The organism is Allobosea sp. LjRoot9 (genome assembly GCF_964252745.1).
Classification (GTDB): Bacteria; Pseudomonadota; Alphaproteobacteria; order Rhizobiales; family Beijerinckiaceae; genus Allobosea.
This window is the reverse complement of record NZ_CAXUPC020000001.1, coordinates 368,141-393,952: the sequence shown is the minus strand read 5'-3', so window position 1 is coordinate 393,952 and position 25,812 is coordinate 368,141. Positions and strand designations below refer to the sequence as shown.

Genomic DNA, 25,812 nt, shown 5'->3' with positions numbered 1-25,812 from the left:
GATCCTTAAATTCTGGAATTATCGAAATAGAAGGCAGCGAGATCAGGCCGCGTCCTGCTCGTTTGGGCCACAGCGGCTCTCGACGCAGCACTCGGCCACGAGGAACTGCAGCAACGCGTTCATCAGGTCGAAATTGGCCCGGCAGATCAGCGTCGTACCGTCGCGCTCCTGGCTGACGAGCCCCACGATGATCAGCGTCTTGAGGTGATGCGACAGGGTCGAGGCCGCGATCTCGAGCCGTTGCTGGCACTGGCCGACGGAGAGCCCGTCATGGCCGGCGCGGACCAGCAAGCGAAAGAGCGAGAGCCGGGTCGGATTACCCAGGGCTTCGAGTCTGGCGGCGGCATCTTGCGTGTTCATGCAAGCATGATGATCCAATCTCGACAGGCCGTCAATCCGTATTTCTAGAATCATAGAATAATGAGATTTCCTCGGCGAGCAGCCCTGGCCGCGGTACCGGCCGCGTCATGCCAGAATGCGTTGCTCCGCTAGATAGACTAGCCTGCCGCCGGCGATCGTCGCGACGACGCGCGGCTGAGGCCCCTCCGCGACCAGGATGAGATCGGCGCGCTTGCCGGGCGCGATCACGCCGCGATCGTGTAGTCCCAGCGCCTGCGCCGGCGCTTGCGAGACGAGCTTCCAGGCTTCCGTGAACGCCGCCGCGCCCTTGCGAGCCAGGATGAACGGGGCAAGCGCCAGCGCCGGATAGTAGTAGTCCGAGGCCAGGATCGTGCAGAGCCCTTGGCGCACCATGTCCTCTGCCCCGGGGCAGCCCAGATGCGAGCCGCCGCGCACGACATTGGGCGCGCCGAACACAATCGCCTCGCCATGGGCGGCAGCCTCTCGCGCCGTCGCCACATCGATCGGGAATTCGGCGACGCGTACGCCGAGCGAGCGATACCAGGCCCGCATCTGCGGCGTCATGTCGTCATGCGACAAGGCCGGCACGCCAGCCTCGAGCGCCGCCTGCGCCAGCCGCGAAACCGAGCCCGCGACCTCGTCGCGGCGGGAATAGACCGCCTCGGCCAACGTCATGAAATCGGCCGAAGCCAGCCCGGTACGCTCGACCATCTTGGCGACCTTGGCCGGACGGACACCCTCCTTCATCAAGCCCTCGGTATGGTCATTGAAGGCGAGCACGCCGACCCGGCCCTTGGCGAGCCAGTCGAGAATCTCGGCTTCGGCGTCGAGATTGAAGGTCTCGTGGCGCAGATGGAAACGCGTGTCCGCGCCGAGCTCGGGGGCGAGGCGCGCCATCGCCTCGATCAGCGAGCGCGCATTGTCGGCGCCGCGCAGGCCCGGTTCCCAGGACCAGGTCACACCATGGAAAGCGGTCGTGATGCCGCTCGCCAGCATGGCGCGATCGGCGTCGCGCAAGGCGAGATCGATATCGAAGGAGACGCCGGGACGCGGCATGATGTGGCGCTCGAAGGCGTCGCCATGGCAATCGACGATGCCCGGCAGCACGAGCAGGCCGGAAGCGTCGAGCCGTAGAGCACCGGCGGGAGCAGGCGCGCCCGGCTCCGCGATCCTGCCGCCCGCGACGACGATATCGGCCTCGACCAGCTCCTCCAGCAGCGCCGTGCCGCCCGCGATGACAATCGACATCTCATTCCTCTCGGCCAGCGCCGCGAATCGGCGCGAACACCCCGCGAATGCAAACACCTGCGAATGAAAGTGACGGATGACGATGCGATGACAACGAGACTCGGCCGGCAGGATGGCACGATCACCGCTTGCCCCGCGCCTCATATGCCGGCAAGAGGCTTGTGTCGGCGAGAGGCTTGCGCAAGAACCGCGCGCCCCGGTCGGCTGAACGGTTCACCGCCAGACCGCTACGGAGCGAAAGCCAATGAGTGACGTGAAACCGCCGCGCATCGCCATCACCTACTGCACGCAGTGCAACTGGCTGCTGCGCTCGGCCTGGATGGCGCAGGAGCTGCTTCACACCTTCGGCCCCGATCTCGGCGAGGTCGCCTTGCGGCCGGGCAGCGGCGGCAGCTTCCAGATCCATTACGACGACATGCTGATCTGGGACCGCGTCGCCGATGACGGCTTTCCCGACGTCAAGGCGCTGAAGCAGCGCGTCCGCGACCGGCTCGACCCCAGCCGCGACCTCGGCCATCTCGACCGGGCTGCACATTAGCAGCCCAATCAAGGTTCACGGGCTCTTCGCCACCGCCTCGATCTTGTCGATGCCGCCGAGCTTGGGCGCAAACGAGGTCCAGACCTTGCGCGCGCCCTCCTCCCAGGCCGGCCAGTCCTGCGGCTGCACGACCTTGCCGCCTTCCGCCGCGGCCTTCGCCATCGAGGCCTCCTCGTCAGCGACGATCAACTCGTCGAAATAGCCAGCCCCCTCGGCGGCAGCGGCCGACAGTGCCGCCTTGTCTTCGGCTGAAAGCCCCTTCCAGAACGCCGCCGAGACATAGATCACGCCCGAGGCCCAGATATGGCCGGTCTCGATCAGATAGGGCACGACCTCGTGCAGCTTGAAGCCGACATAGGCCGACTTGGTCAGGTCCATCGCATCAACCACGCCGGTCTTCAGCGCGTTATAGGTCTCAGGGATCGGGATCGGCGTCGGATAGGCGCCGAGCCCTGACCAGAGTTCCGTGTGCAACGGACTCTGGATCACGCGGATGCGCTTGCCCTTGATGCCTGCGGGCGTGGTGATCGGCTCCTTGGCCAGGAGATGGCGCGCGCCGTAATTGATGAAGCCGAGCACGACGAAGCCTTGGCGCTCGAACTTGCCCTTGAGCTCGTCGCCAAGCGGTCCCGCCAGCACGCGTTTGAGATGGCCCCGGTCGCGGAACAGGAAGGGCAGATCGAGGATCTGGCTATCGGGAACCCAGCCCGACAAGGCCGAGATCGTCGAGAGCGAGGCTTGGACCGAACCCAGCCGGACACCCTCGGCGACCTCCTTCTCGCCGCCCAGCGCGGCATTGCCGACGATACGCAGATCGAAACGGCCGGGCGCGGTCCGGTTCAGAATCTCGGCGATCTTGCGCCAGACCCTGGTCTCGGGCTTGTCCTCGCCGAAGAGCGAGGCGACCGTCACGGGCCGGCCGGCGGCATGGGCCGTACGGCTGGAGAGCAGCGCGGGCACGGCCAACAGGCCGGCCGTGATCTCGCGGCGGGTCGGCGACATCAGAACAACTCCTTGAAGGATGGTGGAAGCGAGGGCCAGGCGGCCGCCCCCAGGCACAATACCGCAAGCGCGACCAGAAGCGTCGCCAGCAATGGCAGAACGGCCCGGAAGACGGCGCCTGCCGGAACCCGGGTGATGCCGCTGACGACATAGACCAGAATGCCCAATGGCGGGGTCAGGCCATGGATCATCAAGTTGACCACCAGGATGACGCCGAACTGGATCGGATCGAGCCCGGCCGAGATCGCAACGGGCAGGAGCAGCGGCGCCAGCAGCAGGATCGCCGCGCCGATATCGAGGAAGAGCCCGGCCACCAGCAGGACGAGATTGGCGAGCAGCATCACCGCATAGGGTCCACCGCCAAGTGCGGTCACCAGCCCCGCCATCTGGTCGGAGACCCGGTCGACCGCGAGCAGGAAGGCGAAGGGCGCCGACGCCCCGATCAGCATGCCCACGGCCGCCGCTTCCGTCGCCGATTTGCGCAAGGCGCCAAAGACCGTGCCGATGTTCAGGCTGCGTAGCGCCAGGCAGGCAACGAGCGCATAGGCCACCGCTAGCGCCGAAGCCTCGGTGACGGTGACGACGCCGAAGCGGATGCCGACCACGACGACGACACCGAGCCCGATCGCCGGCAGCGCGCCGATGAAGCTCTTCGCCCTCTCCTGCCCGCTGGCCTTGGGCGCAGCATCGACCACCTCGCGCACGCTGAGATGAATGCCGATGGCCAACGCCAGCGCCAGGACCCCGCCGGCAACGAAGCCGCCGACCAGCAGCGAGCCGACCGACAGATTGGTCGCGGTCGCCAGGATCAGGAAGGCGATCGAGGGCGGGATGATGTTGTCGAGCATCGAGACGCCGGCCACGATCGCCGCCGCATGGGCCGGCGGGTAACCGCGCGCGATCAGGGCCGGCGCCATCACCTTGGCGCCGAAGGCGGCGTTAGCCACCGAGGAGCCGGAAGCGCCCGAAAACAGCACGCTGGACATCAGCGTCGTCTGCGCCAGCCCCGCCCGCCAATGCCCGACCAGCGAGGCGGCGAAGCGCACCAGCCGCTCGGCCAATCCTCCCGCCGTCAGCAATTCGCCGGCGAGCAGGAAGAACGGGATCGCCAGCAGCAGGAATTTCGAGACGCCCGAGACCGTATTCTGGACGATGGCCGGCTCGGGCAAGAGCCCGCCGAAGGCGCCGCTGAGCGAAACGCCGGCAAGCAGCGCATAGGGCAGCGGCGCGCCCAGGATCAGCCCGAGCCCGGCCAGCGAGGCCGCGACCAGGCTCGGCGTTTCCACGAAAAATCCCGTGACGCTCTGCGCCGCCAGATAAAGGCCGATGCCGAGAAGCAGCGAAGCCAGGGCCGCCGGCCAGGAACTGTCCAGCGCGGCCCGCCACAGCACGACGATAACGGTCAGCCCGCCACCGAGTGCGAAGGCGGCGAAGCGCAGGCTTTCCGGCAGGCCGAGCACAGTTGAACTGCCGCCGACGAGCGCCACGACGCTGGCTCCGCCGAAGGCGAGCACGAGCGAGCCATGAACCGCGACCGCATCGGCAAAGACCGAAGCCAGGCGCTGCGCTCCGGCGGGCAGCAAGCGCACGATCACGTCGAGCCGCATCGCCAGCGCGCTCGTCGCGGCCAAAGGCGCGCCAACGGCGACCAGCGCCACGTTCAGCCAGATCGCCAATTCGTCGGACCAGACGAATCCACCGCCAAACACATAGCGGCGCAGGACCGCCGCCATCACCACGGCGAAGAGCACCGCAAGGATGATGGCTCCCAGCCATTCCAGCCCCGTGACGAGGCCGAACAGCCCACGCTCGGCCCGGCGACGCAGCGACGGCTTCGGTACCAACGATGATGTCGCAAGGCTCGTCATGGCGCTAACGCAGTGACGAGAATGCGCGCGAACGCAAGAGGCGGCTGCGCATTGCCCAGAAAACCACGTGGAACTGCGGCGCGAAATCCCGGCCCGCGCAGCTCCGCATCGAGCGGGTGGCAGAGATGTTCATCAGCATTGTCGCACCGCGCGCCTCCGAGATCTTGCGAAGGCCGCCCCATATCGAAAACTGGAGGCACATTAGGGCGAATGCCGGACGGGGCCAGAGGCGCGGTTCAAGAACGATAAATCTCTGAAAAATCGACGATTTCGAGAAAATCAATCCGGGAACCGAGCGGGAATGACGGCCTGATCTCCTCCCGCCCTCCCACGCCTCGGACACGCAAGGAATTGTCGCGCGAGCGAATCCTGGGCGCCGCTATCCAAGCCTGAAGCAATGTCTTGGGAGGATTGGAGCGGGTGGAGGGAATCGAACCCTCGTATTCAGCTTGGAAGGCTGCTGCTCTACCATTGAGCTACACCCGCATCGCCGGACCGGAATCGACGATGAATGAAGCGATGTCAAGATGCCGGGGCACTGTGTCGGAAACCGGCCGGCTCCCGACGGCCAAAAGCACGCCGTGACCGCTTCGTCTTGCCGCTGCCGGGCAGGAAAGGATGGTGGGGGAAGCAGGACTCGAACCTGCGAAGGCATAGCCAGCGGATTTACAGTCCGCCCCCTTTGCCGCTCGGGACATTCCCCCGCCCGCGCCTGTTGCGGTTGAACCGCAGGCGACCGCCTGTGTCACTTGCGTGACGGGCGACAGGCGCGGCCGGACTTATGGTGACCGGGCTTCGGTGTGTCAACCCTCAGTCTCCAACCGAATGTCGCATTGCACCGATCCGTGCCGCGACCATGTCCGCACGCGCCTCGACGCTCCCCAAGGGAAGCGCCGTCAGGGCATAGCCATGCTCGCGATAAACCGCGAGCATGGCGTCATGGGTGCGCCGCGCCTCGTCAAAATCCTGCCGGCGCTCGGCGTCGTTCTCGAAGATGTCGCGCCAGGGCGGCGCGATGAAGACTTCGGTGGCATAGCGGAACCGCTCGAGCGCCCGGATAAGATGCGCCGGCACCGGCAATCCGCATAATCGCAGATAGCCCGCGATATCGGGGATGCCACGGTCGAAGACGACGCTGCCGCCGCGATTCTGCGCCACCTGATAAGCCTGCATGTCGAAGGCGAGCATCAACTCGGCGAAGAGCTCGCGATTCGCCCAGGGCAGGCCGGCGCCATCGATCGCGACCTGATCGCGGATGATCGCGCGCCCCGCCTCGGGCGAGATCGCGATGCCCCGTGCCGCCAGCGCCGCAAGCAGCGTCGTCTTGCCGGATCCCGGGCCGCCGGTGACGATGATCAGGCGCTCGCTTGCATCCATCATCGACTTCGCATCCATCATCGATAGTGTCTCCTTCGTGCATTGAGTTTCGTCCGGATCGCGCCGCCGTGGCTCCTCGGCACTGGTCAAGCAGCGCGTGTCATGGCACGGCACAGATCCGCCCCCCTGGAGACCGATGATGCCTGCGCCGTTCCGCCCCAAGCCGGGAAGACCCGCTGGCCACCATGCCGGCGGCCGCCGGCCGCACCACTCCGACGGGCCGCCGCCGCATCGCCCCGGCGATATCGACGAGGCTGTGCTCTACGGCGTCCATCCCGTCATCGAGGCCTTGCGCAATCCCAAGCGTCGCCATCGCCGCCTGCTCGCCACCGAGAACGCGCTGAAGCGCTTGACCGAGGAGATCGGCGAGTTGCCGCTGCAGGCCGAACTCGTCCGCCCCTCCGAGATCGACCGGCTGCTGACGCCTGATTCGGTGCATCAGGGGCTTTATCTCGTCTGCGATCCCCTGCCCTCGCCCGATCTCGACAGCCTGCCCGACGATGCCGTCGTCCTGGCGCTCGACCAGATCACCGACCCGCACAATGTCGGTGCGATCCTGCGCTCGGCTGCCGCTTTCGCGGCGGCAGCAGTGATCGTCACCATCCGCCATTCCCCCGCCGCGACCGGCGTGCTGGCGAAATCGGCCTCGGGCGCGCTCGAACATGTGCCGCTGATCGCCGTGCGCAATCTCGGCGATGCGCTCGACGAACTCGGCAAACGCGGCTTCCTGCGCATCGGTTTTGATTCGGACGGCGAGATCGCCTTCGACGATGTCGAACTCCGTCGCCCGCTCGTCATGGTGATGGGCGCAGAGGGCAAGGGCCTGCGCCAGCGCAGCCGCGATCTCTGCGATCACGTGGCGCGGCTCGAGGTGCCGGGCACGATCACCAGCCTCAACGTCTCGAACGCGACCGCGATTGCGCTCTACGCCGCCAGCCGGCGGCGCTGAGGCGGTCCTAACTCGACCGGCGCGCTACCGGCCAGGAACCATCGGCCGCAGCGCACCTGTCGCGGCATGGACATGATCGTGCCGGTGGCCGACCGCCCCCAGCCAAAGGTCGTAAGCCTAAAGATGCAAGACCATCTGCCTGATTGCACTGCGTAATTCGTGCGCGCATTGCTTCGGTCAGACCGGAAATGGGGGGCCTTTGGCCTCGGTCCGGCGACATGGGGCTACGCTTCGCAAGAAAACGAGCCGCGTGCAATCGGGCAGTCCGGATTTTCCGACTGTCGGGCAATGAGCAGGGGAGAACGCCATGAGCATGGCAGCACAGACATCGGGGGCCGCGACGCCGCGCCCGATGTCCAAGGAAGAACGCAAGGTCATCATCGCCTCGTCGGCCGGCACGGTCTTCGAATGGTATGATTTCTATCTGGCTGGCTCGCTCGCCGCCAACATCGCGCAAACTTTCGTTCCGGGCACCAACGACACGGCGAAGTTCATCTTCGTCCTCTTCGGTTTCGCAGCCGGCTTCGCCGTGCGCCCCTTCGGCGCGCTTTTCTTCGGCCGTCTCGGCGATCTGATCGGCCGCAAATACACCTTCCTCGTCACCATGACCGTCATGGGTCTGGCGACCTTCGTCGTCGGCCTGCTGCCGAGCTTCGAATCGATCGGCTATCTCGCGCCAACCGCCTTCATCATCTGCCGCCTGCTCCAGGGCCTGGCGCTCGGCGGCGAATATGGTGGTGCCGCGACCTATGTCGCCGAGCACGCCCCGCAAGGCCGGCGCGGCTTCTACACCTCCTGGATCCAGACGACGGCGACCGTCGGCCTGATGCTGTCGCTGATCGTCATCCTGGTCCTGCGGCTCAGCATGACGCCTGAGGCCTTCGCGGCCTGGGGCTGGCGCGTTCCGTTCCTGGTTTCGATCCTGCTGCTGGGCGTCTCGATCTGGATTCGCCTCCAGCTCGCCGAATCGCCAGCCTTCGTGAAGATGAAGGAAGAGGGCACCGGCTCGAAGGCTCCGCTCAGTGAGGCTTTCGGCACCTGGTCCAACGCCAAGATCGGCCTGATCGCGCTCTTTGGCGGCACCGCCGGCCAGGCCGTCGTCTGGTATACGGGGCAGTTCTACGCCTTGTTCTTCATGACCCAGACGCTGAAGATCGACGGCACCACCGCCAACCTCCTGATCGCGCTCTCGCTGCTGCTGGGCACGCCGTTCTTCATCTTCTTCGGCTGGCTCTCGGACAAGATCGGCCGCAAGCCGATCCTGCTGGCGGGCTGCCTGATCGCCGCGATCAGCTATTTCCCGCTGTTCACGATGCTGGCCAAGACCGCAAACCCCAAGCTGATCAGCGCGACCGAGACGGTGAAGCTCGTGATCACCGCCGATCCGGCCAAATGCGGCTCGCTGTTCGACCCGGTCGGTGTGCGCACCTTCACCGAGCCCTGCGACACACTGCGCCGGACGCTCGCGACCAACTCGATCCACTACGATCTCGTCAACGGTCCCGCCGGCTCGCCTTTGGCGGCGACGATCAACGGCACGGCGGCGCCGTCGGCAGCCGCTGATCTGGTCACGGCGGCGCAGGCGGCGGGTTATCCCAAGGCCGGCGATCCGACCATCCTGAAGACGCCGTCCATCGGCGAGATGTTCAGCAGCGCCCGCGCATTGCAGGCCGCTGGTATCCTGTTCATCCTCGTCATCTTCGTGACGATGGTCTACGGGCCGATCGCAGCCCTGCTGGTCGAGCTGTTCCCGACCCGCATTCGCTACACCGGCATGTCGCTGCCTTACCATATCGGCAATGGCTGGTTCGGCGGCTTCCTGCCTCCTACTGCCTTCGCCATCGTGGCGGCCAGCGGCAACATCTTCTCGGGCCTGTGGTACCCGATCATCGTCGCGATGATGACCTTTGTCATTGGCCTCCTGCTGCTGCCGGAGACCAAGGATCGCGACATCTACAAGTCGTAAAGCCGCCGGCAACGGCCCTGACGCGAAGCCCCGCCCATGTGGCGGGGCTTTTCTTTTGGCGCAGACCGCCCGATCTTGCTCTCGTCGCGATCGACTGGTAACCGCATGCCCTGTGATCGGATGCCGGTTTAGCTCAGCGGTAGAGCAGCGGTTTTGTAAACCGAAGGTCGGGGGTTCAATCCCCTCAACCGGCACCAGTCACGATCGGGCCTCGATACAGGCGGCCTGCGTTTTGCTGGTGACGATGCCGAGTGACGATGCCGGGAGCCGAAGCAAGGCTGCTGCCGGCGTCACGCATCGTAAGGAACCGTCTGGACGAGGATGATGGACACTCGACCGGAACATCTGCTGGCGCTGGCCGAACGCTGCGAGGAGGCGAGCAAGCCCGACCGCATGCTCGACGCCGAGATCTACGAGGCGCTGGGCTACACCGTCCGGCGCAAGCCCACCAATCTGGTCAGCCGGCGCGCGCCTGCGGGCGGCATCTACCAGCAGGGCTCGCTGTGGAAGACGCTGGGCACTGTCTCCGGCGACATCGAGGTCGCCGTCGGGCTGTTGCGCCAGAAGGCCCCGGAATGGGGCTGGAGCCTGCAATGCATGACCGGCGAGAACACCGCAGCCTTCCAGGCGCTGGTAGCCGAATGCACCGGCAACGGCGTGATCGGGTCGCTGGCGCTATGCGCGGCGATGCTGCGCGCCTTCGCGCGGCAGGACGACTCCGCACCCCGGCAGCGTCCCGCCCCGAAGCCTTGAGCGCAAGAGACGGCTGGGAAAAACCGGTTCCCACTTTTTCGCATCCTGCTCCAGCCGCGCCCTTGGGCAAAGCGACGCCGTTCACGGAAACTTGACCCCGCGCAGCCACGGCGCGGTTGAACCTGCCACGCCGGCCTTTAGGGTCCAGCGAGGCTGAACCGAGCCAAGCCAAGGGGGAAAAATGTCCATGATGAAATTCGAGCCATCGCGCCGCGCCGTTCTCGCCAGCGCAGGCGCGCTTGCCGCCGCCACGACTTTCGACCTGCCCGCCGGCCCCAGCCCGGCCCAAGCGCAAGGAGCCCCCGTGAACCAGGCCCCCGGATTCTATCGTTACAAGATCGGCGACGTCACGCTGACCGCCATCAATGACGGCTTCGGCAAGCGGCCGCTCGAGGGCTTCGTCAAGAACGCCGAACTCGCCGACGTCAAGAAGGCGATGGAGCAGGCCTTCCTGCCCGCCGACGCACTGAACATCACCTTCACCACGCTCGCCATCGAGAGCGCCGGCAAGCTGACCCTGATCGACACCGGCAACGGCGATTCCGGCGCACCGACATCGGGCACCTGGATGGCCAATTTCAAGGCTGCCGGCTTCGATCCCAAGAACGTCTCGACCGTGGTCTTCAGCCATTTCCATGGCGACCACATCAACGGCTTCCGCCTGAAGGACGGCAGCACCGTCTTCCCGAATGCCGAGGTGATGGTGCCGGCCGCCGAATGGGCCTTCTGGATGGACGACGCCAAGATGAGCGCCGCGCCGGAAGGCATGAAGGGCGCCTTCGCCGGCGTCCGCCGCGTCTTTTCGCCCATCGCCAAGGATGTGAAGCAGTTCGAGGGCGGCAAGGAGATCCTGCCGGGCCTGACCGCGATCGCCGCGCCTGGCCACACGCCTGGACACACCACCTTCGCGCTCAGCTCCGGCGCGGGCAAGCTGATGATCATGTCCGACACCACCAACCACCCGGCGCTGTTCGTGCGCAACCCGGATTGGTCGGCTGTGTTCGACATGGACGGGCCGCAAGCCGCAGCGACGCGCCGCAAGCTGCTCGACATGGTCTCGGCCGACAAGATGCAGGTCGCGTTCTACCACGCCCCCTTCCCCGCTACGGGCTACATCGCCAAGGCCGGCAACGGCTTCGAGATGGTGCCGGTGCAGTGGAGCGCGGCGATCTGACGGACGCCTGCCGCGTCAATCATCCGAAAGGCCGGGATCAAGTCCCGGCCTTTTTTATTGGCGCGGTCTCGCAGGCCTCGCTCCGGCCATGCTAAGCACGGCACGGCTCCCATGCGGAGTGCCGTCAGGACATGCGATGACCGCGCGTTTCACCGCCATCTCCTTCATCGCCAGCGAGACGCCGGAGGCCCAGGCCGCGCTCGCCAAGCTGGCCGACCGCTATGGCAATGCCGATCCTGCGACGGCCGATGTCGTCGTCGCGCTCGGCGGCGACGGGCTGATGCTGCAGGTGCTGCACCGCTTCCTCGGCACCGGCAAGCCGATCTACGGCATGAATCGCGGCTCCGTCGGCTTCCTGATGAACGAGTTTCGCGAGCGCGGCTTGACGAAGAAGCTCGAAGCCGCGCGTCGCAGCGTCGTGCATCCACTCGCCATGCACGCCCTCGACCAGGGCGGCAACGCAGTCGAGGCCAAGGCGATCAACGAAGTCTCGCTGCTGCGCCGCTCCTACCAGGCGGCGAAGCTGCGCATCTCGGTCGACGGGCAGGTCCGCCTCGACGAGCTCGTCGCCGACGGCGTGCTGCTGGCGACGCCGGCAGGCTCGACCGCCTACAACCTCTCGGCCAACGGCCCGATCCTGCCGCTCGATGCGCCGCTGCTGGCGCTGACGCCGATCTCGGCCTTCCGCCCGCGCCGCTGGCGCGGCGCACTCCTGCCCGAGCACGCCAAGGTCATGATCGAGGTGCTGGAGGCCGAGAAGCGCCCGGTCAGTGCCGTTGCCGACCATACCCAGATCGAGAACGTCGTTTCGGTCTCGATCGCGATCGACCGCAGCATCGACCTCGTCATGCTGCACGACCCCGGCCACAGCCTGGACGAGCGCATCCTGCGGGAGCAGTTCGGGTATTGAAGGGGCGCGCAGGCAAGCGGTTCAAATGCGACGAAGCCGCCGCCCCCATCCGTTGACCCGCCGCACGCGCGATACCGCTAATGAGGGGTGGGCTCAGGCTTGCGAGGTACAGAGGCGCTCTTCGGTCTTTTCCGCCAGTTCGGAGACCCGCTCCGCCCCGCGTCCGAGAAAGACGAAGACAACGATAGCGGTGACCATGGTGATGGCGCAGAGCATCAGGAGCAGCGTAGCGAAGGCGGCGCCATAGCCCTGAAGCAACATCGCATGACCAATCTGCGGCAAGGCGGCCGTTGCGCCCGCCAGATCGCCGGTGACGAGACGTTGCGCGGCCGGGCCGGCATTCGCAGCCGCATCGCTCGCCGCCAGATGTCCCGCAGTCAGGGCTGAGAGCACGGCGCTGACCACGGCGAGCGCCACACCCTCGCCAGCGACGCGGGTGGTGCTGAAGATCCCGGTCGCCATGCCTGCGCGCTCCTTGGGCACGACGCTGACGGCAAGCCCGTCCATCAGCCCCCAGGGCAGGCTGATGCCGATGCCGATCAGCACCATCGGCAGGACGACGCCGATGATCTCGCCACCGACCGACATCCGGCTCAGCCAGAACAGGCCGAGAGCCGCGATCAGAAGCCCGACGCTGCAGATCGTCGCCGGTGAGAACCAGCGCGTCAGCAGGCCAGCGGCAATCGGAAGCACGAGCAGCGGCGCCGACAGGGCGATCATCAGGCGGCCAGCGGCGATCTCGCTCAGGCCCTCGATGCCGATGAAGCGCACCGGCAGCAGGATCAACAACACCACGAAGGCATAGGCAGGCGCTGCCGCCAGCAACTGCACGCCGACGAAGCGCGGATAGCGGAACAGGGTCAGGTCCAGCATCGGTCGGGCGACGCTCCGCTCGATCACGCCGAAGGCGATGAACAGCGCAACCGCGCCGGCCAGCAGGCCCATCACGGTCGGCTCAGCCCAGCCGCGCTCGGGCGCCAGCAGCACGCCATAGGTGAGGAGCGCGAGCGCCAGGGTGAAACTGATTGCGCCCGGCCAATCGAGACCACTCGCCTCCGGATCGCGCGATTCCTGGAGAGTGCGCATGCCGAGCGCGAAGGCCAGCACCGCCAGCGCGACCACGAGCCCAAAGATGCTGCGCCAGCCGAAGGCATCGATCATCAGGCCCGACGCGATCGGCCCGAAGGCGAGGCCGACGCCAAAACTGGTGCCCACGATGCTGAAGGCGCGGATGCGCGCCGGCCCGTCGAACTCCTGGGCAAGTGCCGCCATGCCGCTCGAAAAGGCGGCTGCCGCCGCCACGCCCTGAGCTGCGCGCCCCAGATCAAACCAGAGGATGTCGGGCGCGACGGCCAGCGCCATCGAGAGCGCGGCGAATGCGCCCACGCCGAGGAGGAAGAGGCGCTTGCGGCCATAGGCATCGGCGAGCGCGCCTGCCGCCATCAGGCTCGATCCGAAGGTCAGCATGAAGGCGTTGGTGACCCAGTTAAGCGCGATCGGGCTGCCACCGAGCGCCCGACCGATGGCGGGGAGCGCCACAGCCGGCCCGGTGAAGGTCAGCGGCATCGCCGCAGCGGCAAGGCAGACGGAGAAAAGCACGAGTGCTTGTTGGGCCTTGCTCGGCCGCGTGGTGGTTTGCGTCATGGATATGATTGTCCTGTTCGGCATCCGGCGGGATGGCCGGCTTGCAGCGGCCGAGGCTCGCTTTCCGGTCAAGACAGGATAATCTCGAGGTAATAGCAGCCAATGGGCCATCTGATCCGATCTTAGCGGAACAAAACGCTCGAATGACCGCACACTTCGAGAGGGCCAAGCATGGATTCACTGACGGGTCTGATCGCCTTCGTGCGCACCGCCGATCTCGGCAGCTTCGTCGCGGCGGGCCGCGTGCTCGGGCTGTCGGCTTCGGCTGTCGGCAAGGCCGTGACCAAGCTCGAGCAGCAGCTCGCAATCCGGCTGTTCCAGCGCTCGACGCGCAGCCTGCGGCTGACCGAGGAGGGACGCGCCTTCCACGAGCGCTGCCGGCGCATTCTCGACGATCTCGACGACGCCCGCGCGATGCTCGCCCGCACGATCGAGGTGCCGCGCGGTCGGCTGCGCATCAGCACGCCGATCGTCAGCTATCATCTGCTGCTGCCAGTGCTGCCCGAATTCATGACGCGCTATCCCGAGATCGAGGTCGATCTCGATTTCAACGACCGCATCGTCGACCTGATCGACGAGGGCGTCGATGTCGCGATCCGCAGCGGCGTCCTGCCGGATTCGCGCCTGATGGCGCGCAACTTGCGCCCCTTCCAGATGCTGCTCTGCGCCGCGCCGGCCTATCTGGAACGCCACGGCACGCCGGAATGCCCGCGCGATCTCGACCGGCATCTCGGCGTCCGCTTCCGCTATCCCAACAGCGGCAAGGTCCAGCCCTGGCCGCTGACCCTGCCTGCCGGCGAGCCCGAACTGCGCACGCGCACGGTCATGACCTGCAACAATATGGAGGCGCTGCGCGGCGCCACCATCGCCGGCCTCGGCATCGGCTGCATGCCGGATTTTCTGGCGCGCGAGCCGCTGGCGAACGGCACGTTGCGGACCCTGCTCGACGACCGGATCGACGGTCCCGGCCAGTTCAGCCTGATCTGGCCATCGAACCGCAACCTTTCACCAAAGGTCAGGGTCTTCGTCGATTTCGTCGGCGACAGGCTTTTCGCCGCGCAGTGCGAGAACCCGGCAGAGGCTTATTGCGCTTTCTAGAGTGTTTTCGAGCGTAGTGGACACGCCAGCTGGTGCAGGGCCAGAGGCCGCCCTCACGCACAGAGGGCTTCACAAGCTCGCTCGAGAGCCCGCACGAACCAAGCTCTCACGCCGCGTGGCGCAGATCGCCGATTTCGAGCTCGACCAGCAGCGCGGGATCCGCCTCGACAAACAGCGCCAGCGCTGCATCGTCGGCAAGCGAGTCGGCCATGGTGCGGGCTTCCTCGCGCGCCGCTTCGGAATCCATCCGCCGCAGCAAGCCCATCAGCGCGTCGTTGTCAGGGCCGTCCAGTGTCTCGCAGGCAATCAGCACCTCGCGCAGGATCGCCCGGTCGACGCCACGCCCATTGCCGCCCGTATCGAAGCCGCGCAGGTTCAGTGCGGTGATCGCGGCGGTGAAGGCGGGCTGCAGCGCAAGCGGCAAGCCGGCCTTGCGATAGAGCGCCTTGAGGCCCGTGCCGCGCCGGTCGCGCAGCAATGCCGCCACACGCGGCTGCGGCAACTCCGAAAGCATGATGAAAGCGGCCTCGGCCAGCGCCGGCTCGCCGCTCAGGAGCGAGCGCAACATCAGGCCTGGCGTCAACCTGCCATCGGCACGCAGCACCTCGACGATCGCCGGCGCATCGCTGTCCTCGCCGCCCGCCGCGAGCGCAACCGCGACGCGCTCTGTCGCCTCGCGGGTCAGCCGGGCGCTGCGCTCAGGCGTCAGCCAGCCGCAATCGGTCACGAAGCTCATCAACGTGTCCGACACCATCGTCGCGATCATCTGCCTGAGGCCTCCCGGCAGGTCGTCGCGGGCGAGCAGCGCCTCGCGCAACGGCCCGCAGGCGCCAGCGCGCTCGACCATGCGTTCCAGCGAGAAATCGGGGATGTCGGCAGTCGGATTTCCGGCAAGCGTCACCAGCGCCTCGTCTCCGCCGACCTCGGCGAGAGCCGCAGCGACGGAAGCCGTGAGATGGGGCCTGAGCGCGATGGCGCGCTGGGCCAGGTCGTCGCCGACCGCCGCCGCGTCGACCAGATCGGCCTCCGTCAGCACCGGCGAATGAGCGAGCACCAGGGCCGCGACATCGCTCTGTTCGGCGATCAGGCTCAGCACCAGCGTGCGCGGCGCCAGCGCCGAGGCCGCCATCTCCTCGGCGATGGCGCGCCGCACCAGTGGCGAAGGATCGTCGACCAGCGAAATCAGCGCCGTCTCCGCCTCGCGCCGGTCCTCATCGGCCATGCCCGAGCGCAGATAGGCGCCAGCCAGTGCCGCCGCGCCGGAAGCCCGCGCCTCGGCATTGGCCGTGCGGGCCCAGAGCAGGAAGCGACGAACGATCACGAGCGCGCTCGCGGAAGCATGAAGGAGGACAGATCGAGCGGCGCGCGCCTTTGCTTGGAAACAGGCTTGGAAACGGACTTGGCCTGGGCGCTCACCGGCTGCGTCAGCTCGACCGGCCGCGACGGCGGCAGGGGCGCATTGACCGCTCGCACCGGCGCGGACGACGCATTGGGCGTAGCCTGTGCCGCGGCCGCCGGAGCAGACGAAGTATCGCTCTGCGTCTGGGTCTGGCGCGGGAAATAGCGATCGGCCGGATCGACCGACGCCAAGCGTGTCGTGGCGTCCATCCTGGGCGTGGTCCAGAGATTGGCGACGGCTTTCGAGACCGGCTCGCGCGAGCCTTCCGTGGAGAACAGCCCGATCAGTCCCTTGGCGCGCCCTGGCGCGAGCGCAGCCGCGATCGGCGCGGGCTGGTCGGCGCCCTGCCCCGCAGCCCCGGCCGCAGTGCCGGAGGCTGCAGCGGCAACGGCGGTCGAGGCGGCAAGCTGCGTGCTGGCATGGCTCGCCGAGAGCACGCCATAAACCTCCTGCACCGAGCGTGCCCGCCCGGTCTTGTCATAGAACAGGCCGCGATTGGCCGCGGCGGCATCGGGAAAATCCTTGGCGGCGGTGCGCATCGGGTCGCTGGCCGCGGCCTTGATCAGGTCGGACGCGCCACGCGCGCCGAGCACATGGGCGATGTAGAGTTCCCCGGCCTGCGGCTGCCGGCCGAGCACCGAAGCGAGCTGATCGCTGTTCTTCTGCGTCAACGCGCCGGCCATCACGGCGGCGACCTGCGGGTCGTTGCGGAGCTGCAATATCTTTTCGCGCGCTGCGGGGTCCGCCACCGTCAGGCGGCCATCGCTGCCTTCGCTGATCGCGCTGGCATAGCCCGAGAGCCCCTGTTTTGGCCCCTCCTGCTTGACCATGGACAACCAAGTCTGCTCGATGAACTGGAACAGCCCGGTCGCGCTCGAGGTCTTGGCCTTGGCGTCGGGCTCCAGCGACGATTCGCGCTGGGCCGTCTTGAGGAGGTAGTCGAAGCCTGCGCCCGTCTTCTGCGCGCCCTCGCGAATGGCGTTGACGACCGGGTTGGCGGCTGGAGCTTCGCTGGTCTGCGGCGTGCTGAACAGGAACATTGGGTATCTCGGGCGCGAGCCTGCTGCCAAGGTGCCCTCGCGATATCGCCGAGCGCCTGTGGAGACTGGACCGATTATGGTAAGCGAACCGTTAAAGTGAGGAATCGCGGAGCCGGCTCACCGGCGCGATTCGAGCTCGTGGAGAAGCGTCGATGACCGAGGTCAAACGTCACAAGCGCGGCGGGATCTATTTCGAGGACTTCCATGTCGGCTCGGTCATCGAGCACGGCCTGACCCGGACCGTGACGCAGATGGACAACATGCTGTTCTCCAACATGACGTTGAACCCGCAACCGCTTCATATCGATGCACATTTCTGCGCGACCGAGACCGAATGGGGCAAGCCGCTGATGAACTCGCTCTTCACGCTCGGCCTGATGATCGGCATCTCGGTCAACGACACCACGGTCGGCACCACGATCGGCAATCTCGGCATGACCGACGTGACCTTCCCCGCACCGCTCTTCGAGGGCGACACCATCAACTGCACCACCGAGATCATGGCCAAGCGCGAGTCGCGTTCGCGGCCCGATGCTGGCATCGTCGAGTTCCAGCACAAGGCCTACAAGCAGGATGGCACGCTGGTCGCGCAATGCCGCCGCCAGGCCTTCATGCGCCGGCGGCCTGCACCCGCCACGATCGCGGTCTGAACCGATGCGCTCGCTCCTGTTCGTGCCGGGCGACAGCCCGAAGAAGCAGCAGAAGGGCCTGGAGAGCGGCGCCGACGCGCTGATCCTCGACCTCGAGGATTCCGTCGCGCTCGACGCCAAACCGCAGGCCCGCGAGATCGCGCTTGCCTTCCTGAGGGCCGCCCACGCCCTGCCCAGGCGCCCGCGCCTGATCGTGCGGGTCAACGCGCTGTCGACCGGGCTGACCCAGGCCGACCTCGACACCGTGATGCAAGGCGCGCCCGACGCGATCATGCTGCCCAAATCCGAGGGCGGCGTCGATGTCGGCCATCTCGCCGCCCGCATCGCTGTGCGCGAGGCCGAGAACGACCTGCCCGATGGCGCGACCAAGATCATCCCGATCGCTACCGAGACCGGCAAGGGTATCTTCGGCCTGGGCAGCTATGCCGGCGCGAGCCACCGCCTCGAAGGCCTGACCTGGGGGGCGGAGGATCTCTCGGCCGATCTCGGCGCCGAAGCCAATCGCCTGAGCGACGGCTCCTATACCGACCCCTATCGCCTCGCCCGGTCGCTCACCTTGTTCGCAGCCGCCGCCGCGCAGGTCGACGCGATCGACACCGTCTTCACCAATTTCCGCGACGATGCCGGCTTCCGCGCCGAGTGCCTCGCGGCACGACGCGACGGTTTCACCGGCAAGATGGCGATCCACCCGGCGCAGGTCGCCGCCGCCAACGAGGTCTTCTCGCCCGCCCCCGCCCAACTCGCCAAGGCGGAGGCGATCATCGCGCTGTTCGCCGCCAATCCCGGCCTCGGCGTGATCGGGCTCGACGGCGAGATGCTCGATCGCCCCCATCTCGTCAGGGCCCAGCGATTGAAGGCGCGTGCCGACAAACTGATCGAATAAATCGCTGCAGGCGATTCCAATGACTCAGCTTATTCCGAGATCGCTTCCGCTCACTGCGTCTCGATGCGCCGGCAGGCCCGCATCGTTGAGGACAGACAATCCTGCGCCTTGCGTGCCCGGTCGAGTTCGAAGATCAGCCAGACCCCGGCGCCGAGCACGAGCAGGATGACGATGATCCCGAGCAGGTTCACCGTGGTTTTCCAGTCGTCGTCCGGTTCGCTCGGCTGCGGCAAGGCCCCTCCTTGGATCGCGTCGCATTCGGATGGAAAATCGTCCGGATGCGATATGATCAATTCTAAGAGTGAGAGCAGGGTCAATGCGAAAAACCGGTTCCCGGTTTTTCGCATCCCACTCTAGCCGCCAGACGGGCGGATGATCGAGAACAGGTGGTCGACCTCGGCATAATCGGCATAGCCGCAACGCGCGATCGGGTTGGCGGCGGCAGTGTCGAAGCGGCCGCCGCGAACATAGGCGTCGTCCATGAAGATGCCGACGACCTGCCCCAGCACCATCCAGCGCGGGACCAGCTTGCCATCGAGGTCGACGAGCTGCTGCACCGAAAGCAGCTTGCATTCCAGCGCCGCCGGGCTGCCGGCCACGCGCGGCGGCTTGACGAATTTGGAAGCGGCCATCTCCAGGCCGGCATGGGCGTATTCGCTCTGGCCCGCAGGCAACGGCGCCGAGGTCAGGTTCATCTGCTGCGCCAAAGCCTTGGTGACGAGCGAGCAGGTGAATTCGCCGGTCTCCTCGACGAAGGAGACCGCGTCCTTCTTGTCTTCGGAGCTGAACATCACGATGTGCGGCCGCGACGAGACCGCGTTGAAGAAGCTGTAGGGCGAGAGATTGACCTCGCCCTTGGCGTTCAGCGCCGTGATCCAGCCGATCGGCCGCGGAGTGACGATCGCCTTGAACGGATCATGCGGCAGCCCGTGATCCTGCAACGCGGTCGAATAGATCATGATGCGTCATGCTCCAAAATGGCTGACGATGTCGGCGAGTACCGGCCGCTCGCGATCAGCCGGCGCGGCGGTCGGCGTGCCGATATGGATGAAGCCCGCGATGCGCTCGTCAGCCCCGAGCCCAAGCGCGGTCAGCACGGCGCGATCGAACGAGAACCAGTTGGTCAGCCAGGATGCACCGAACCCCATCGCATGGGCGGCGACCAGCATGTTCATGCAGACAGCGCCGGCCGAGAGTTCCTGTTCCCATTCCGGGATCTTCACATGCGGCTTGGCGGTGGAGACGACGGCGACGATCACCGGCGCCTGCAGCAGGCGGTTGCGCTCGAAGGCGACCTTTTCGGCATCGGCCTCCGGATATTTCGCCTTGAAGGCCTGCGCCACGATCTCGGCCGCCTTGTCGCGCCCCGCACCGGAAAAGACGATGAAGCGCCACGGAGCGAGTTTGCCATGGTCAGGCACGCGCGCGCCGATGGTCAGGATATCGCCAAGCTGGCTCTCGTCGGGCCCGGGCGCGGTCAGGAATTGCGGCGGCACCGAGCGGCGCAGCTTGAGCAGGGCGAGCGTATCGGTCATGAAGCATCCGGGCGCGAGTTGAGGCTGCCGGAACGGAGAGCCGGCAGCGCGAGGTCTCCTGAACTAGTGGTTCGCCATGATGAGGACAAGCAAGCCTGCTCAGACACGCATGCAGGGGTGCCGAGGGCCATGAGCATGTTTCAATTCGAGGGGTTCCAGACAGGCGCGCGGCTGGCCGGGCGGATGCTCGCTCTGACGCTGGCCTTGTCCGCGAATCCTGTATTCGCGCAATCGCCGCAGATCGCTCCGTTCGCACCGGGCGATACCGGTGTCGGCGTCGCCACGGCCCCTGCTTCGCTGACGCTCGGTGCGCAATTCTCCGGCGACCGCAAGCCGATCCGCTTCGGCCTGGTCTGGCGCGTCCTGAGCGAGACTGCCGACGGCTCACCGCCGCGCATCGTCGCGCGCTCCACCGATGCCCAGCCGGTTTTCATGCTCGAACCCGGCACCTATCTGCTGCACGCCGCCTATGGCTTCGCCAGCGGCACCAAGCGCATCACGCTCGGCCCTCAAGGCCTGCGCGACCAGATCTCGATCAGTGCCGGCGGATTGTCGCTGGCGGGCTCGATCGGCGACAATCCGATTGCCGCGAACCAGCTCAACTTCTCGGTCTTCGTCCCGCTCCAGGGCAATTCGGAAGGGCGTCTCGTCGTCTCCAACGCCAAAGCCGGCGAACTCATCCGCTTGCCGGAGGGCACCTATCACGTCGTTTCGACCTATGGCGATTCGAACGCGATCCAGCGTGCCGACGTCAAGGTCGAGTCGGGCAAGGTTACGGACGCCACCTTGCACCACCGCGCCGCGCGGGTGACGCTGAAGCTGGTCGCATCGCCCGGCGGCGAGGCTTTCGCCGGCACCGCCTTCAGCGTGCTGACACCCGGCGGCGACGTCATCCGCGAGGCGATCGGCGCCTTTCCGCAAGTCGTCCTGGCGGAAGGCGACTATGTGCTGATCGCCCGGCAGGAAGGCCAGGTCCATTCGCGCGACTTCAAGGTGGAGACGGGCCTCGACCGCGATATCGAAGTGCTGTCGCGCTAGAAGCGTTTTCGAGCGAAGTGGACACCGGTTCGCGTGAAGAAAACGCGATAAAACAAGGAGGTAGAGCATTTCCGCGATTCGGAGAAACGCGGAAATGCTCTAAGATCACGTCGCATTCGGACGGAAACGTCCGAATGCGACGTGATCGATTCCAAGAGTTGAGAGCATTGCTCACGCGAAAAACCGGTACCCACTTTTTCGCGCAATGCTCAGAGGTCGAGCCAACCTCAATTGGTCGAGCGGGGCTTGTCCGGGAAGTCCGACTTCTCTCCGGTCAATCCGCTGACGAGGCCGTCAGCCATGCGGATCGCCAGGCAGCGATAGCTGGAATCGACCATGTGCAGGCCGTCCATGCCGACCAGTTCTTCCGAAGAGAACTGCTTCGACCTCGCCCAGTTGCGCATCATTGCGTAGCGCGGAAAGATCGAGACCGCGTGTTCCTGCGCGGTCTTGGTCAGGACGGCGCGGTAGCCCTCATATTTCGGATAACGATCCTCGCGCGGCAGCCATTGCAGGTCCATCACGACCATGTCGATGCCCGCCTCGTGGACCTTCCTGATGCCCTTGCGCAGGATCTTGGCGAGCTTCTCCTCGCCGACATCGCGGACCACGTCGTTGACCACAGTCTGCCAGATGACGATCGAGGGCTTCTCCTCGATCACATCGGCATCCATGCGCAACAGCATGTCGTAGGCCGACTGGCCGCCGACGCCCTTGTTGATGACCTTGACCTCGGCATTGGGAAGGCGCCGCTTCAGCTCCGTTTCCAGCACCGCGGGATAGCTCTTGTCGGTGGCGCTGGCGCCGGAACCCGCCGTCGCCGACGAGCCGAGCGCGACGATCGTCACCGAGCCGGTCTCCTGCAGGACCTTCCTGGCCGCCGGCAGCACCGGCAGGAACGGCTGCTGCGCCGCGCCGTTGCGGCAGCGCAGATCGGTGATCGCGCCTGCCGGCATCGGCCCGGCGAGGACCGGACCGGCGAACAGCAACGCTATCAGCGCTGCGGCCCCGACGCGCCGAGCGTGAGCGACGGTTTGGCGGGCGCGTTGCGAGACGATGCCGAATGATGCCAAGAGAGGAAAACCCCTAACCCGATCAATATCATAACGCCGATGGCACAAACGAGCAACTGAACGCCCAAAGCGAAGGCGGTTTCCGTCAGGATGACCTGGCCGATGATCGCGAGCACGATGCCGGCGCAGAAGACCTCGAGCGAGTGCCGACCGAGCCCGGCGAGAAGGCGCGCGCCGGATGAGTTCAGCATGGCGGAGCCGGCCGGCACGAAGCGGATCACCAGCCACGCCAGCGCCGCGACATGGAGCACGCGCTCCCAGCCCAGATTGGTCTTGTCCATTCCGAGCTGCACGGTATCGATCCAGTCATTCATCGCAGCGATGCCGAACGGGTTGCCGGAAGCGGTTTTGACGATCACGGCGAAGGCGAGATAGCCCGCCGCCGCGATATCGAGCGGCCTCAGACGCGGAGCCACAACGCCGAGTTGCCGGCTCCGGCCGATCACCACGCCCATGGTGAAGAGGAACTGCCAGGCGAAGGGATTGAAGAACCAGCCGGCAGAGCCCGTATTGGGCAGGTTCAGCTCGAGGAAGACTGCGCCTTGCCAGAGTGCTGCCGAGAGAATGAGCGTCAAGGCCGGGCTGAGGCGGACGCCAAGATAGATCAGCGGGAACAACGCCAGAAGCGCGACATAGAGCGGCAGGATATCGAGATAGTTCGGTTGGTATTGCAGCGTCAGCGCGTGGAGCAGGGCCGTCGGCGTGTCGCTGAAGAAGGGCTGGATGTTGATCGCCTCGATATAAAGTGGATTCTGCGTGCGCGTGACTGCCGCCGCGACGACGCCGCAGACGATCAGGAAAACCGCGATATGAGCGACGTAGAGCGTCCGCAGCCGCAAGGCGATCCTGCGGATGCCGAATGCCAGCCCATGCCGGTCGATCAACGCCCCATAGGCCAGGGCCGCCGAGACGCCCGCCAGCAGCACGAAGGCGTCGGCCGCGTCCGAGAAGCCGAAATTATGCGGCGTGTAGCCCGCGAGAACATTGCCGGGCATGTGGTTGATGAAGATGACCAGCAGCGCCAGGCCGCGGATGATGTCGATGCGCGCATCGCGGCCAGACTGCGGACCCGCCACCGCAGCGTGCCGCCCAAAAGCCAGAAAGCGCCCGAGAATCAACGCTTGCGACACCTGGCGTTCCTCCAAGCAATCCACAGCGGGAGTTGGCTCCCCCGCCGCCAACATGAACGTTGCCTGCCCATGTTGTTCATCTCGTGTTCATATAAAGGCGAAGCGATCACGGGTCATCAGATACGCGATCACATCCGCGTGTCAGCGGTGTGGCCGGAAGCGGAACTGGGGATTGCGAACGCTGGCGGCAGGCGAGGTGCGGCGGCAGACCAAGCGCGGCGGCTGGCTCAGTAAGGCGGCTCGGCGTGAACGAGCTTGCCGTCGATCAGCAGGCGCTTGATCGCGGCTTCACCGGAAGGCGACACCGCTGCCACGACCTCGATGCGCCGGCGCTCCGTGAGCTCGATCGCGCGGCCGGAGCCTTGCGGCACGAAATAGCTTTCGAGCCCATAGGCGACACGCAAACCGCGACGCTCCTGCGAGCAGTCCATGGCGCCACTCTCATTGGTGCCGCAGGCATTGGTGCCGACGACGCGCCCTGCGATCACCGGCTCCGCCGCCGTGCCCGCCGGGCGACTCCTGGAGAGGGCGACGGCGCGCGCAAAACCGTCCGGCCCCGGCGCGAGCCGGACATAGACAGTCTCGCCGCGCCGAAAGCCGCTCTCACCGCCAAGCTTTGCCGGGTCAAGCGTGCTGATCTCATAGCCGAGCACGACATAGTCGCCCCGGAACAGGTCGCGTGGATCGACCGGAACCGTCCGCAGCCGAACCTCGATTCCCGAGCGCAGGATGCCGGCCCGGCTCTCGACCAGCGCCAGCAGCACGCCGCACAGGGCGAGAATGGCCAAAAGCGCGCGCCAGAGCAGCGGCACACGGGCAATGAGGCGGTCGGCGCTTACGATACGCATCAGCGCGCCTCCACGGGGGGGCTCAGCCGCGCGAACAGCTTGCGCGCACCACCCGCCAGGGCGAGCAGCAGGCCGCCCGCCACCAGGAAGAACACGGACTGGTCGAGCAGCGTGCCGATGGTCTGGCCAAGCAGGATCAGGATGGCGAGGCCGAACAGGGCCGAGCCTGCCAGCATGATCCGCCGGACCCCGCCCGAGACGCCGGCGACCACGAAGCCGATCGCAGCGACGAGGATCAGGCCCGCGACGACGGCCTTGCCCGGCAGCCCTACGACGCGCCCGCTCCAGAACACCAGCGGCACGATCAGCGCGGTCAGCAGCGCGGTTGCCAGCGGCAGGGAGAAGCGCCTTTCGCGCGCCAGCGCCGGAAGCGCCGCGATCGCCGGAACGGCAAGGCCATAGGCGAGATAGTTCAACCAAATCGCGCTGCCGGCGCGTGACTCCGAAGCGTCGAGGATGCGGATCAGCTCGACGCTGAGCACGGCCATCAAGGCGAGCAGCCCCCAGGGCAGGCAGCAGGTCAGCAGCGCCGGCCCGCCGCGATCGAGCGCGAGCGCGCCGAGCACGACATAGACGGCCGCAAGCCCAAGCGCATAGGCGAGCAGGCCATAGTCGAAGCGGCCATAGAGCCAATCGCCCGGCAGCAGCGCGAACCACAGCGCCAGCGCCAGCACGGCGGCATGGTGGACGAAGCGATTTGTGCGGCTAAGCGCAAGCCAGAGTGCCGGCAAGTAAAGCAGGAAGAAGGGCAGGTGCAGCGCTCCGCGGCTCTCCTCCCAGCGCCCGGTGCTCCACGCCGCCATCGCGACGAAGGCGATAATGAGCGCGCCGTTGGAGCGCAGCAGCAGCGCGACAAGCAACGCCCCGATCGCGACCAGCGACGCACCGGCGGGCCAATCGGCCGGGAGGTGATACATCTGGCCGATGAGCGCGATGCCGGCACCGAAGATCAGCGTGCCGCAGGTCGAGGCCGCATCGGCGCCCAGCGTGGGACCGCGCGCCTGCAGCCTTGCCCCGATGCCAAGCGCGGCCGCGAGGCCAACCAGGATCATGCCGAGCTTCACCAGCCGCGGCATCTCCTCCCAGTTCGCCGCCACAAAAGCCACGACGCTGGAAGCGATCAGGAGCCCACCGAACATGCCAAGCAGCGCCGGCAGCTTGAAGCCGCCCTCGCGGGCGAGCGATTGGCGGATGGAGGCCGCGCTGTCGGCCGGGAGAAGTCCCTCTCCGACCCAGCGGATCAGGTCGGCATCGAGTCGTTTGCGATAGGAGCCAGTCAACATGGCCGGCAATCTGGCATGCGGCTTTCGCCTTGGCGAGAGCCGACCA

General features: G+C 66.6%; 25 protein-coding genes and 3 tRNA genes. 11 read left to right on the top strand and 17 right to left on the bottom strand.

What is annotated here, in order from left to right; all coding sequences use genetic code 11:
* Window positions 1–42: 42 nt before the first annotated feature.
* Window positions 43–360, bottom strand: coding sequence for an ArsR/SmtB family transcription factor (locus tag ACSQ3P_RS01920; protein WP_069692178.1), 318 nt, complete (start codon window positions 358–360; stop codon window positions 43–45).
* A gap of 105 nt (window positions 361–465) precedes the next feature.
* Entirely contained in the window at window positions 466–1,608 is a 1,143-nt protein-coding gene (locus ACSQ3P_RS01915; protein WP_436164004.1) for an alpha-D-ribose 1-methylphosphonate 5-triphosphate diphosphatase, read from the bottom strand.
* Between the two features lie 244 nt (window positions 1,609–1,852).
* Here ACSQ3P_RS01915 and ACSQ3P_RS01910 point away from each other — a divergent pair, with 244 nt between their 5' ends.
* Entirely contained in the window at window positions 1,853–2,146 is a 294-nt protein-coding gene (locus tag ACSQ3P_RS01910; protein ID WP_436164003.1) for a SelT/SelW/SelH family protein, read from the top strand.
* 15 nt (window positions 2,147–2,161) lie between these two features.
* Here the strand turns inward: ACSQ3P_RS01910 and ACSQ3P_RS01905 are convergent, their stop codons facing one another.
* The 5 genes from ACSQ3P_RS01905 to ACSQ3P_RS01885 form a co-directional block, all read right to left on the bottom strand.
* Window positions 2,162–3,148: a TRAP transporter substrate-binding protein gene (locus tag ACSQ3P_RS01905; protein WP_436164002.1), complete on the bottom strand. Its 987-nt coding sequence runs from the start codon at window positions 3,146–3,148 to the stop codon at window positions 2,162–2,164.
* Window positions 3,148–5,016 carry a TRAP transporter large permease gene (locus tag ACSQ3P_RS01900; RefSeq protein WP_436164001.1) on the bottom strand — a complete coding sequence of 623 codons (1,869 nt, stop codon included), beginning with the start codon at window positions 5,014–5,016 and terminating at the stop codon, window positions 3,148–3,150. The genes ACSQ3P_RS01905 and ACSQ3P_RS01900 overlap by 1 nt, the downstream gene beginning before the upstream one ends.
* Before the next feature lie 412 nt (window positions 5,017–5,428).
* Window positions 5,429–5,502: transfer RNA gene (locus tag ACSQ3P_RS01895), tRNA-Gly, on the bottom strand.
* A 133-nt stretch (window positions 5,503–5,635) separates the two neighbouring features.
* Window positions 5,636–5,720 (bottom strand) — tRNA-Tyr (locus tag ACSQ3P_RS01890).
* Window positions 5,721–5,826: 106 nt separating this feature from the next.
* Window positions 5,827–6,414: an AAA family ATPase gene (locus ACSQ3P_RS01885; RefSeq protein WP_436164000.1), complete on the bottom strand. Its 588-nt coding sequence runs from the start codon at window positions 6,412–6,414 to the stop codon at window positions 5,827–5,829.
* Window positions 6,415–6,529: 115 nt separating this feature from the next.
* On the opposite strand from ACSQ3P_RS01885, the gene rlmB reads away from it, so the two are divergent.
* The 6 genes from rlmB to ACSQ3P_RS01855 all read left to right on the top strand — a co-directional run bounded on the left by rlmB (window position 6,530) and on the right by ACSQ3P_RS01855 (window position 12,145).
* Window positions 6,530–7,342 carry a 23S rRNA (guanosine(2251)-2'-O)-methyltransferase RlmB gene (gene rlmB, locus ACSQ3P_RS01880; RefSeq protein WP_436163999.1) on the top strand — a complete coding sequence of 271 codons (813 nt, stop codon included), beginning with the start codon at window positions 6,530–6,532 and terminating at the stop codon, window positions 7,340–7,342.
* A 307-nt stretch (window positions 7,343–7,649) separates the two neighbouring features.
* Window positions 7,650–9,308 carry an MFS transporter gene (locus ACSQ3P_RS01875; protein WP_436163998.1) on the top strand — a complete coding sequence of 553 codons (1,659 nt, stop codon included), beginning with the start codon at window positions 7,650–7,652 and terminating at the stop codon, window positions 9,306–9,308.
* Window positions 9,309–9,430: 122 nt separating this feature from the next.
* Window positions 9,431–9,505 (top strand) — tRNA-Thr (locus ACSQ3P_RS01870).
* A gap of 127 nt (window positions 9,506–9,632) precedes the next feature.
* Entirely contained in the window at window positions 9,633–10,061 is a 429-nt protein-coding gene (locus ACSQ3P_RS01865; protein WP_436163997.1) for a hypothetical protein, read from the top strand.
* A 187-nt stretch (window positions 10,062–10,248) separates the two neighbouring features.
* Complete coding sequence (locus ACSQ3P_RS01860) at window positions 10,249–11,235, top strand: MBL fold metallo-hydrolase (RefSeq protein WP_436163996.1); 987 nt, start codon at window positions 10,249–10,251, stop codon at window positions 11,233–11,235.
* 136 nt (window positions 11,236–11,371) lie between these two features.
* Window positions 11,372–12,145 (top strand): NAD kinase, encoded by a 774-nt coding sequence (locus tag ACSQ3P_RS01855; RefSeq protein ID WP_436163995.1) that lies wholly within the window; start codon window positions 11,372–11,374, stop codon window positions 12,143–12,145.
* A gap of 93 nt (window positions 12,146–12,238) precedes the next feature.
* Here the strand turns inward: ACSQ3P_RS01855 and ACSQ3P_RS01850 are convergent, their stop codons facing one another.
* Window positions 12,239–13,789 (bottom strand): MFS transporter, encoded by a 1,551-nt coding sequence (locus tag ACSQ3P_RS01850; RefSeq protein ID WP_436163994.1) that lies wholly within the window; start codon window positions 13,787–13,789, stop codon window positions 12,239–12,241.
* A 171-nt stretch (window positions 13,790–13,960) separates the two neighbouring features.
* Between ACSQ3P_RS01850 and ACSQ3P_RS01845 the strand changes: the two genes are divergently transcribed.
* The gene (locus ACSQ3P_RS01845) at window positions 13,961–14,887 is read left to right on the top strand and encodes a LysR family transcriptional regulator (RefSeq protein WP_436163993.1); all 927 of its coding nucleotides are present in this window, start codon (window positions 13,961–13,963) and stop codon (window positions 14,885–14,887) included.
* A 106-nt stretch (window positions 14,888–14,993) separates the two neighbouring features.
* On the opposite strand, the gene ACSQ3P_RS01840 is transcribed toward ACSQ3P_RS01845, so the two are convergent.
* Both ACSQ3P_RS01840 and ACSQ3P_RS01835 read right to left on the bottom strand, forming a co-directional pair.
* Window positions 14,994–16,208, bottom strand: a complete 1,215-nt coding sequence (locus ACSQ3P_RS01840; protein ID WP_436163992.1) for a DUF2336 domain-containing protein — start codon at window positions 16,206–16,208, stop codon at window positions 14,994–14,996.
* Window positions 16,205–17,326, bottom strand: coding sequence for a transglycosylase SLT domain-containing protein (locus ACSQ3P_RS01835; RefSeq protein WP_436163991.1), 1,122 nt, complete (start codon window positions 17,324–17,326; stop codon window positions 16,205–16,207). Before ACSQ3P_RS01835 ends, ACSQ3P_RS01840 begins: the two co-directional genes overlap by 4 nt.
* A 152-nt stretch (window positions 17,327–17,478) precedes the next feature.
* Here ACSQ3P_RS01835 and ACSQ3P_RS01830 point away from each other — a divergent pair, with 152 nt between their 5' ends.
* On the top strand, window positions 17,479–17,976 hold the full coding sequence (locus ACSQ3P_RS01830; protein WP_069692196.1) for a MaoC family dehydratase: 498 nt from the start codon (window positions 17,479–17,481) through the stop codon (window positions 17,974–17,976).
* Window positions 17,977–17,980: 4 nt separating this feature from the next.
* On the top strand, window positions 17,981–18,859 hold the full coding sequence (locus ACSQ3P_RS01825) for an HpcH/HpaI aldolase/citrate lyase family protein (protein WP_436163990.1): 879 nt from the start codon (window positions 17,981–17,983) through the stop codon (window positions 18,857–18,859).
* Between the two features lie 50 nt (window positions 18,860–18,909).
* On the opposite strand, the gene ACSQ3P_RS01820 is transcribed toward ACSQ3P_RS01825, so the two are convergent.
* The 3 genes from ACSQ3P_RS01820 to ACSQ3P_RS01810 all read right to left on the bottom strand — a co-directional run bounded on the left by ACSQ3P_RS01820 (window position 18,910) and on the right by ACSQ3P_RS01810 (window position 20,394).
* Window positions 18,910–19,092: a hypothetical protein gene (locus ACSQ3P_RS01820; RefSeq protein WP_069692200.1), complete on the bottom strand. Its 183-nt coding sequence runs from the start codon at window positions 19,090–19,092 to the stop codon at window positions 18,910–18,912.
* A 120-nt stretch (window positions 19,093–19,212) separates the two neighbouring features.
* Window positions 19,213–19,818, bottom strand: coding sequence for a flavin reductase family protein (locus tag ACSQ3P_RS01815; protein ID WP_436163989.1), 606 nt, complete (start codon window positions 19,816–19,818; stop codon window positions 19,213–19,215).
* A gap of 6 nt (window positions 19,819–19,824) precedes the next feature.
* On the bottom strand, window positions 19,825–20,394 hold the full coding sequence (locus tag ACSQ3P_RS01810) for a nitroreductase family protein (protein WP_436163988.1): 570 nt from the start codon (window positions 20,392–20,394) through the stop codon (window positions 19,825–19,827).
* A 129-nt stretch (window positions 20,395–20,523) separates the two neighbouring features.
* On the opposite strand from ACSQ3P_RS01810, the gene ACSQ3P_RS01805 reads away from it, so the two are divergent.
* Window positions 20,524–21,432 (top strand): hypothetical protein, encoded by a 909-nt coding sequence (locus ACSQ3P_RS01805; protein ID WP_436163987.1) that lies wholly within the window; start codon window positions 20,524–20,526, stop codon window positions 21,430–21,432.
* Window positions 21,433–21,659: 227 nt separating this feature from the next.
* Here the strand turns inward: ACSQ3P_RS01805 and ACSQ3P_RS01800 are convergent, their stop codons facing one another.
* The 4 genes from ACSQ3P_RS01800 to ACSQ3P_RS01785 all read right to left on the bottom strand — a co-directional run bounded on the left by ACSQ3P_RS01800 (window position 21,660) and on the right by ACSQ3P_RS01785 (window position 25,766).
* On the bottom strand, window positions 21,660–22,421 hold the full coding sequence (locus ACSQ3P_RS01800; protein WP_436163986.1) for an SGNH/GDSL hydrolase family protein: 762 nt from the start codon (window positions 22,419–22,421) through the stop codon (window positions 21,660–21,662).
* Between the two features lie 5 nt (window positions 22,422–22,426).
* Window positions 22,427–23,635: an OpgC family protein gene (locus tag ACSQ3P_RS01795; RefSeq protein WP_436163985.1), complete on the bottom strand. Its 1,209-nt coding sequence runs from the start codon at window positions 23,633–23,635 to the stop codon at window positions 22,427–22,429.
* Between the two features lie 227 nt (window positions 23,636–23,862).
* Entirely contained in the window at window positions 23,863–24,483 is a 621-nt protein-coding gene (locus ACSQ3P_RS01790) for a GDYXXLXY domain-containing protein (protein WP_436163984.1), read from the bottom strand.
* The gene (locus ACSQ3P_RS01785; RefSeq protein ID WP_436163983.1) at window positions 24,483–25,766 is read right to left on the bottom strand and encodes a DUF2157 domain-containing protein; all 1,284 of its coding nucleotides are present in this window, start codon (window positions 25,764–25,766) and stop codon (window positions 24,483–24,485) included. Before ACSQ3P_RS01785 ends, ACSQ3P_RS01790 begins: the two co-directional genes overlap by 1 nt.
* Between the last annotated feature and the right edge of the window lie 46 nt (window positions 25,767–25,812).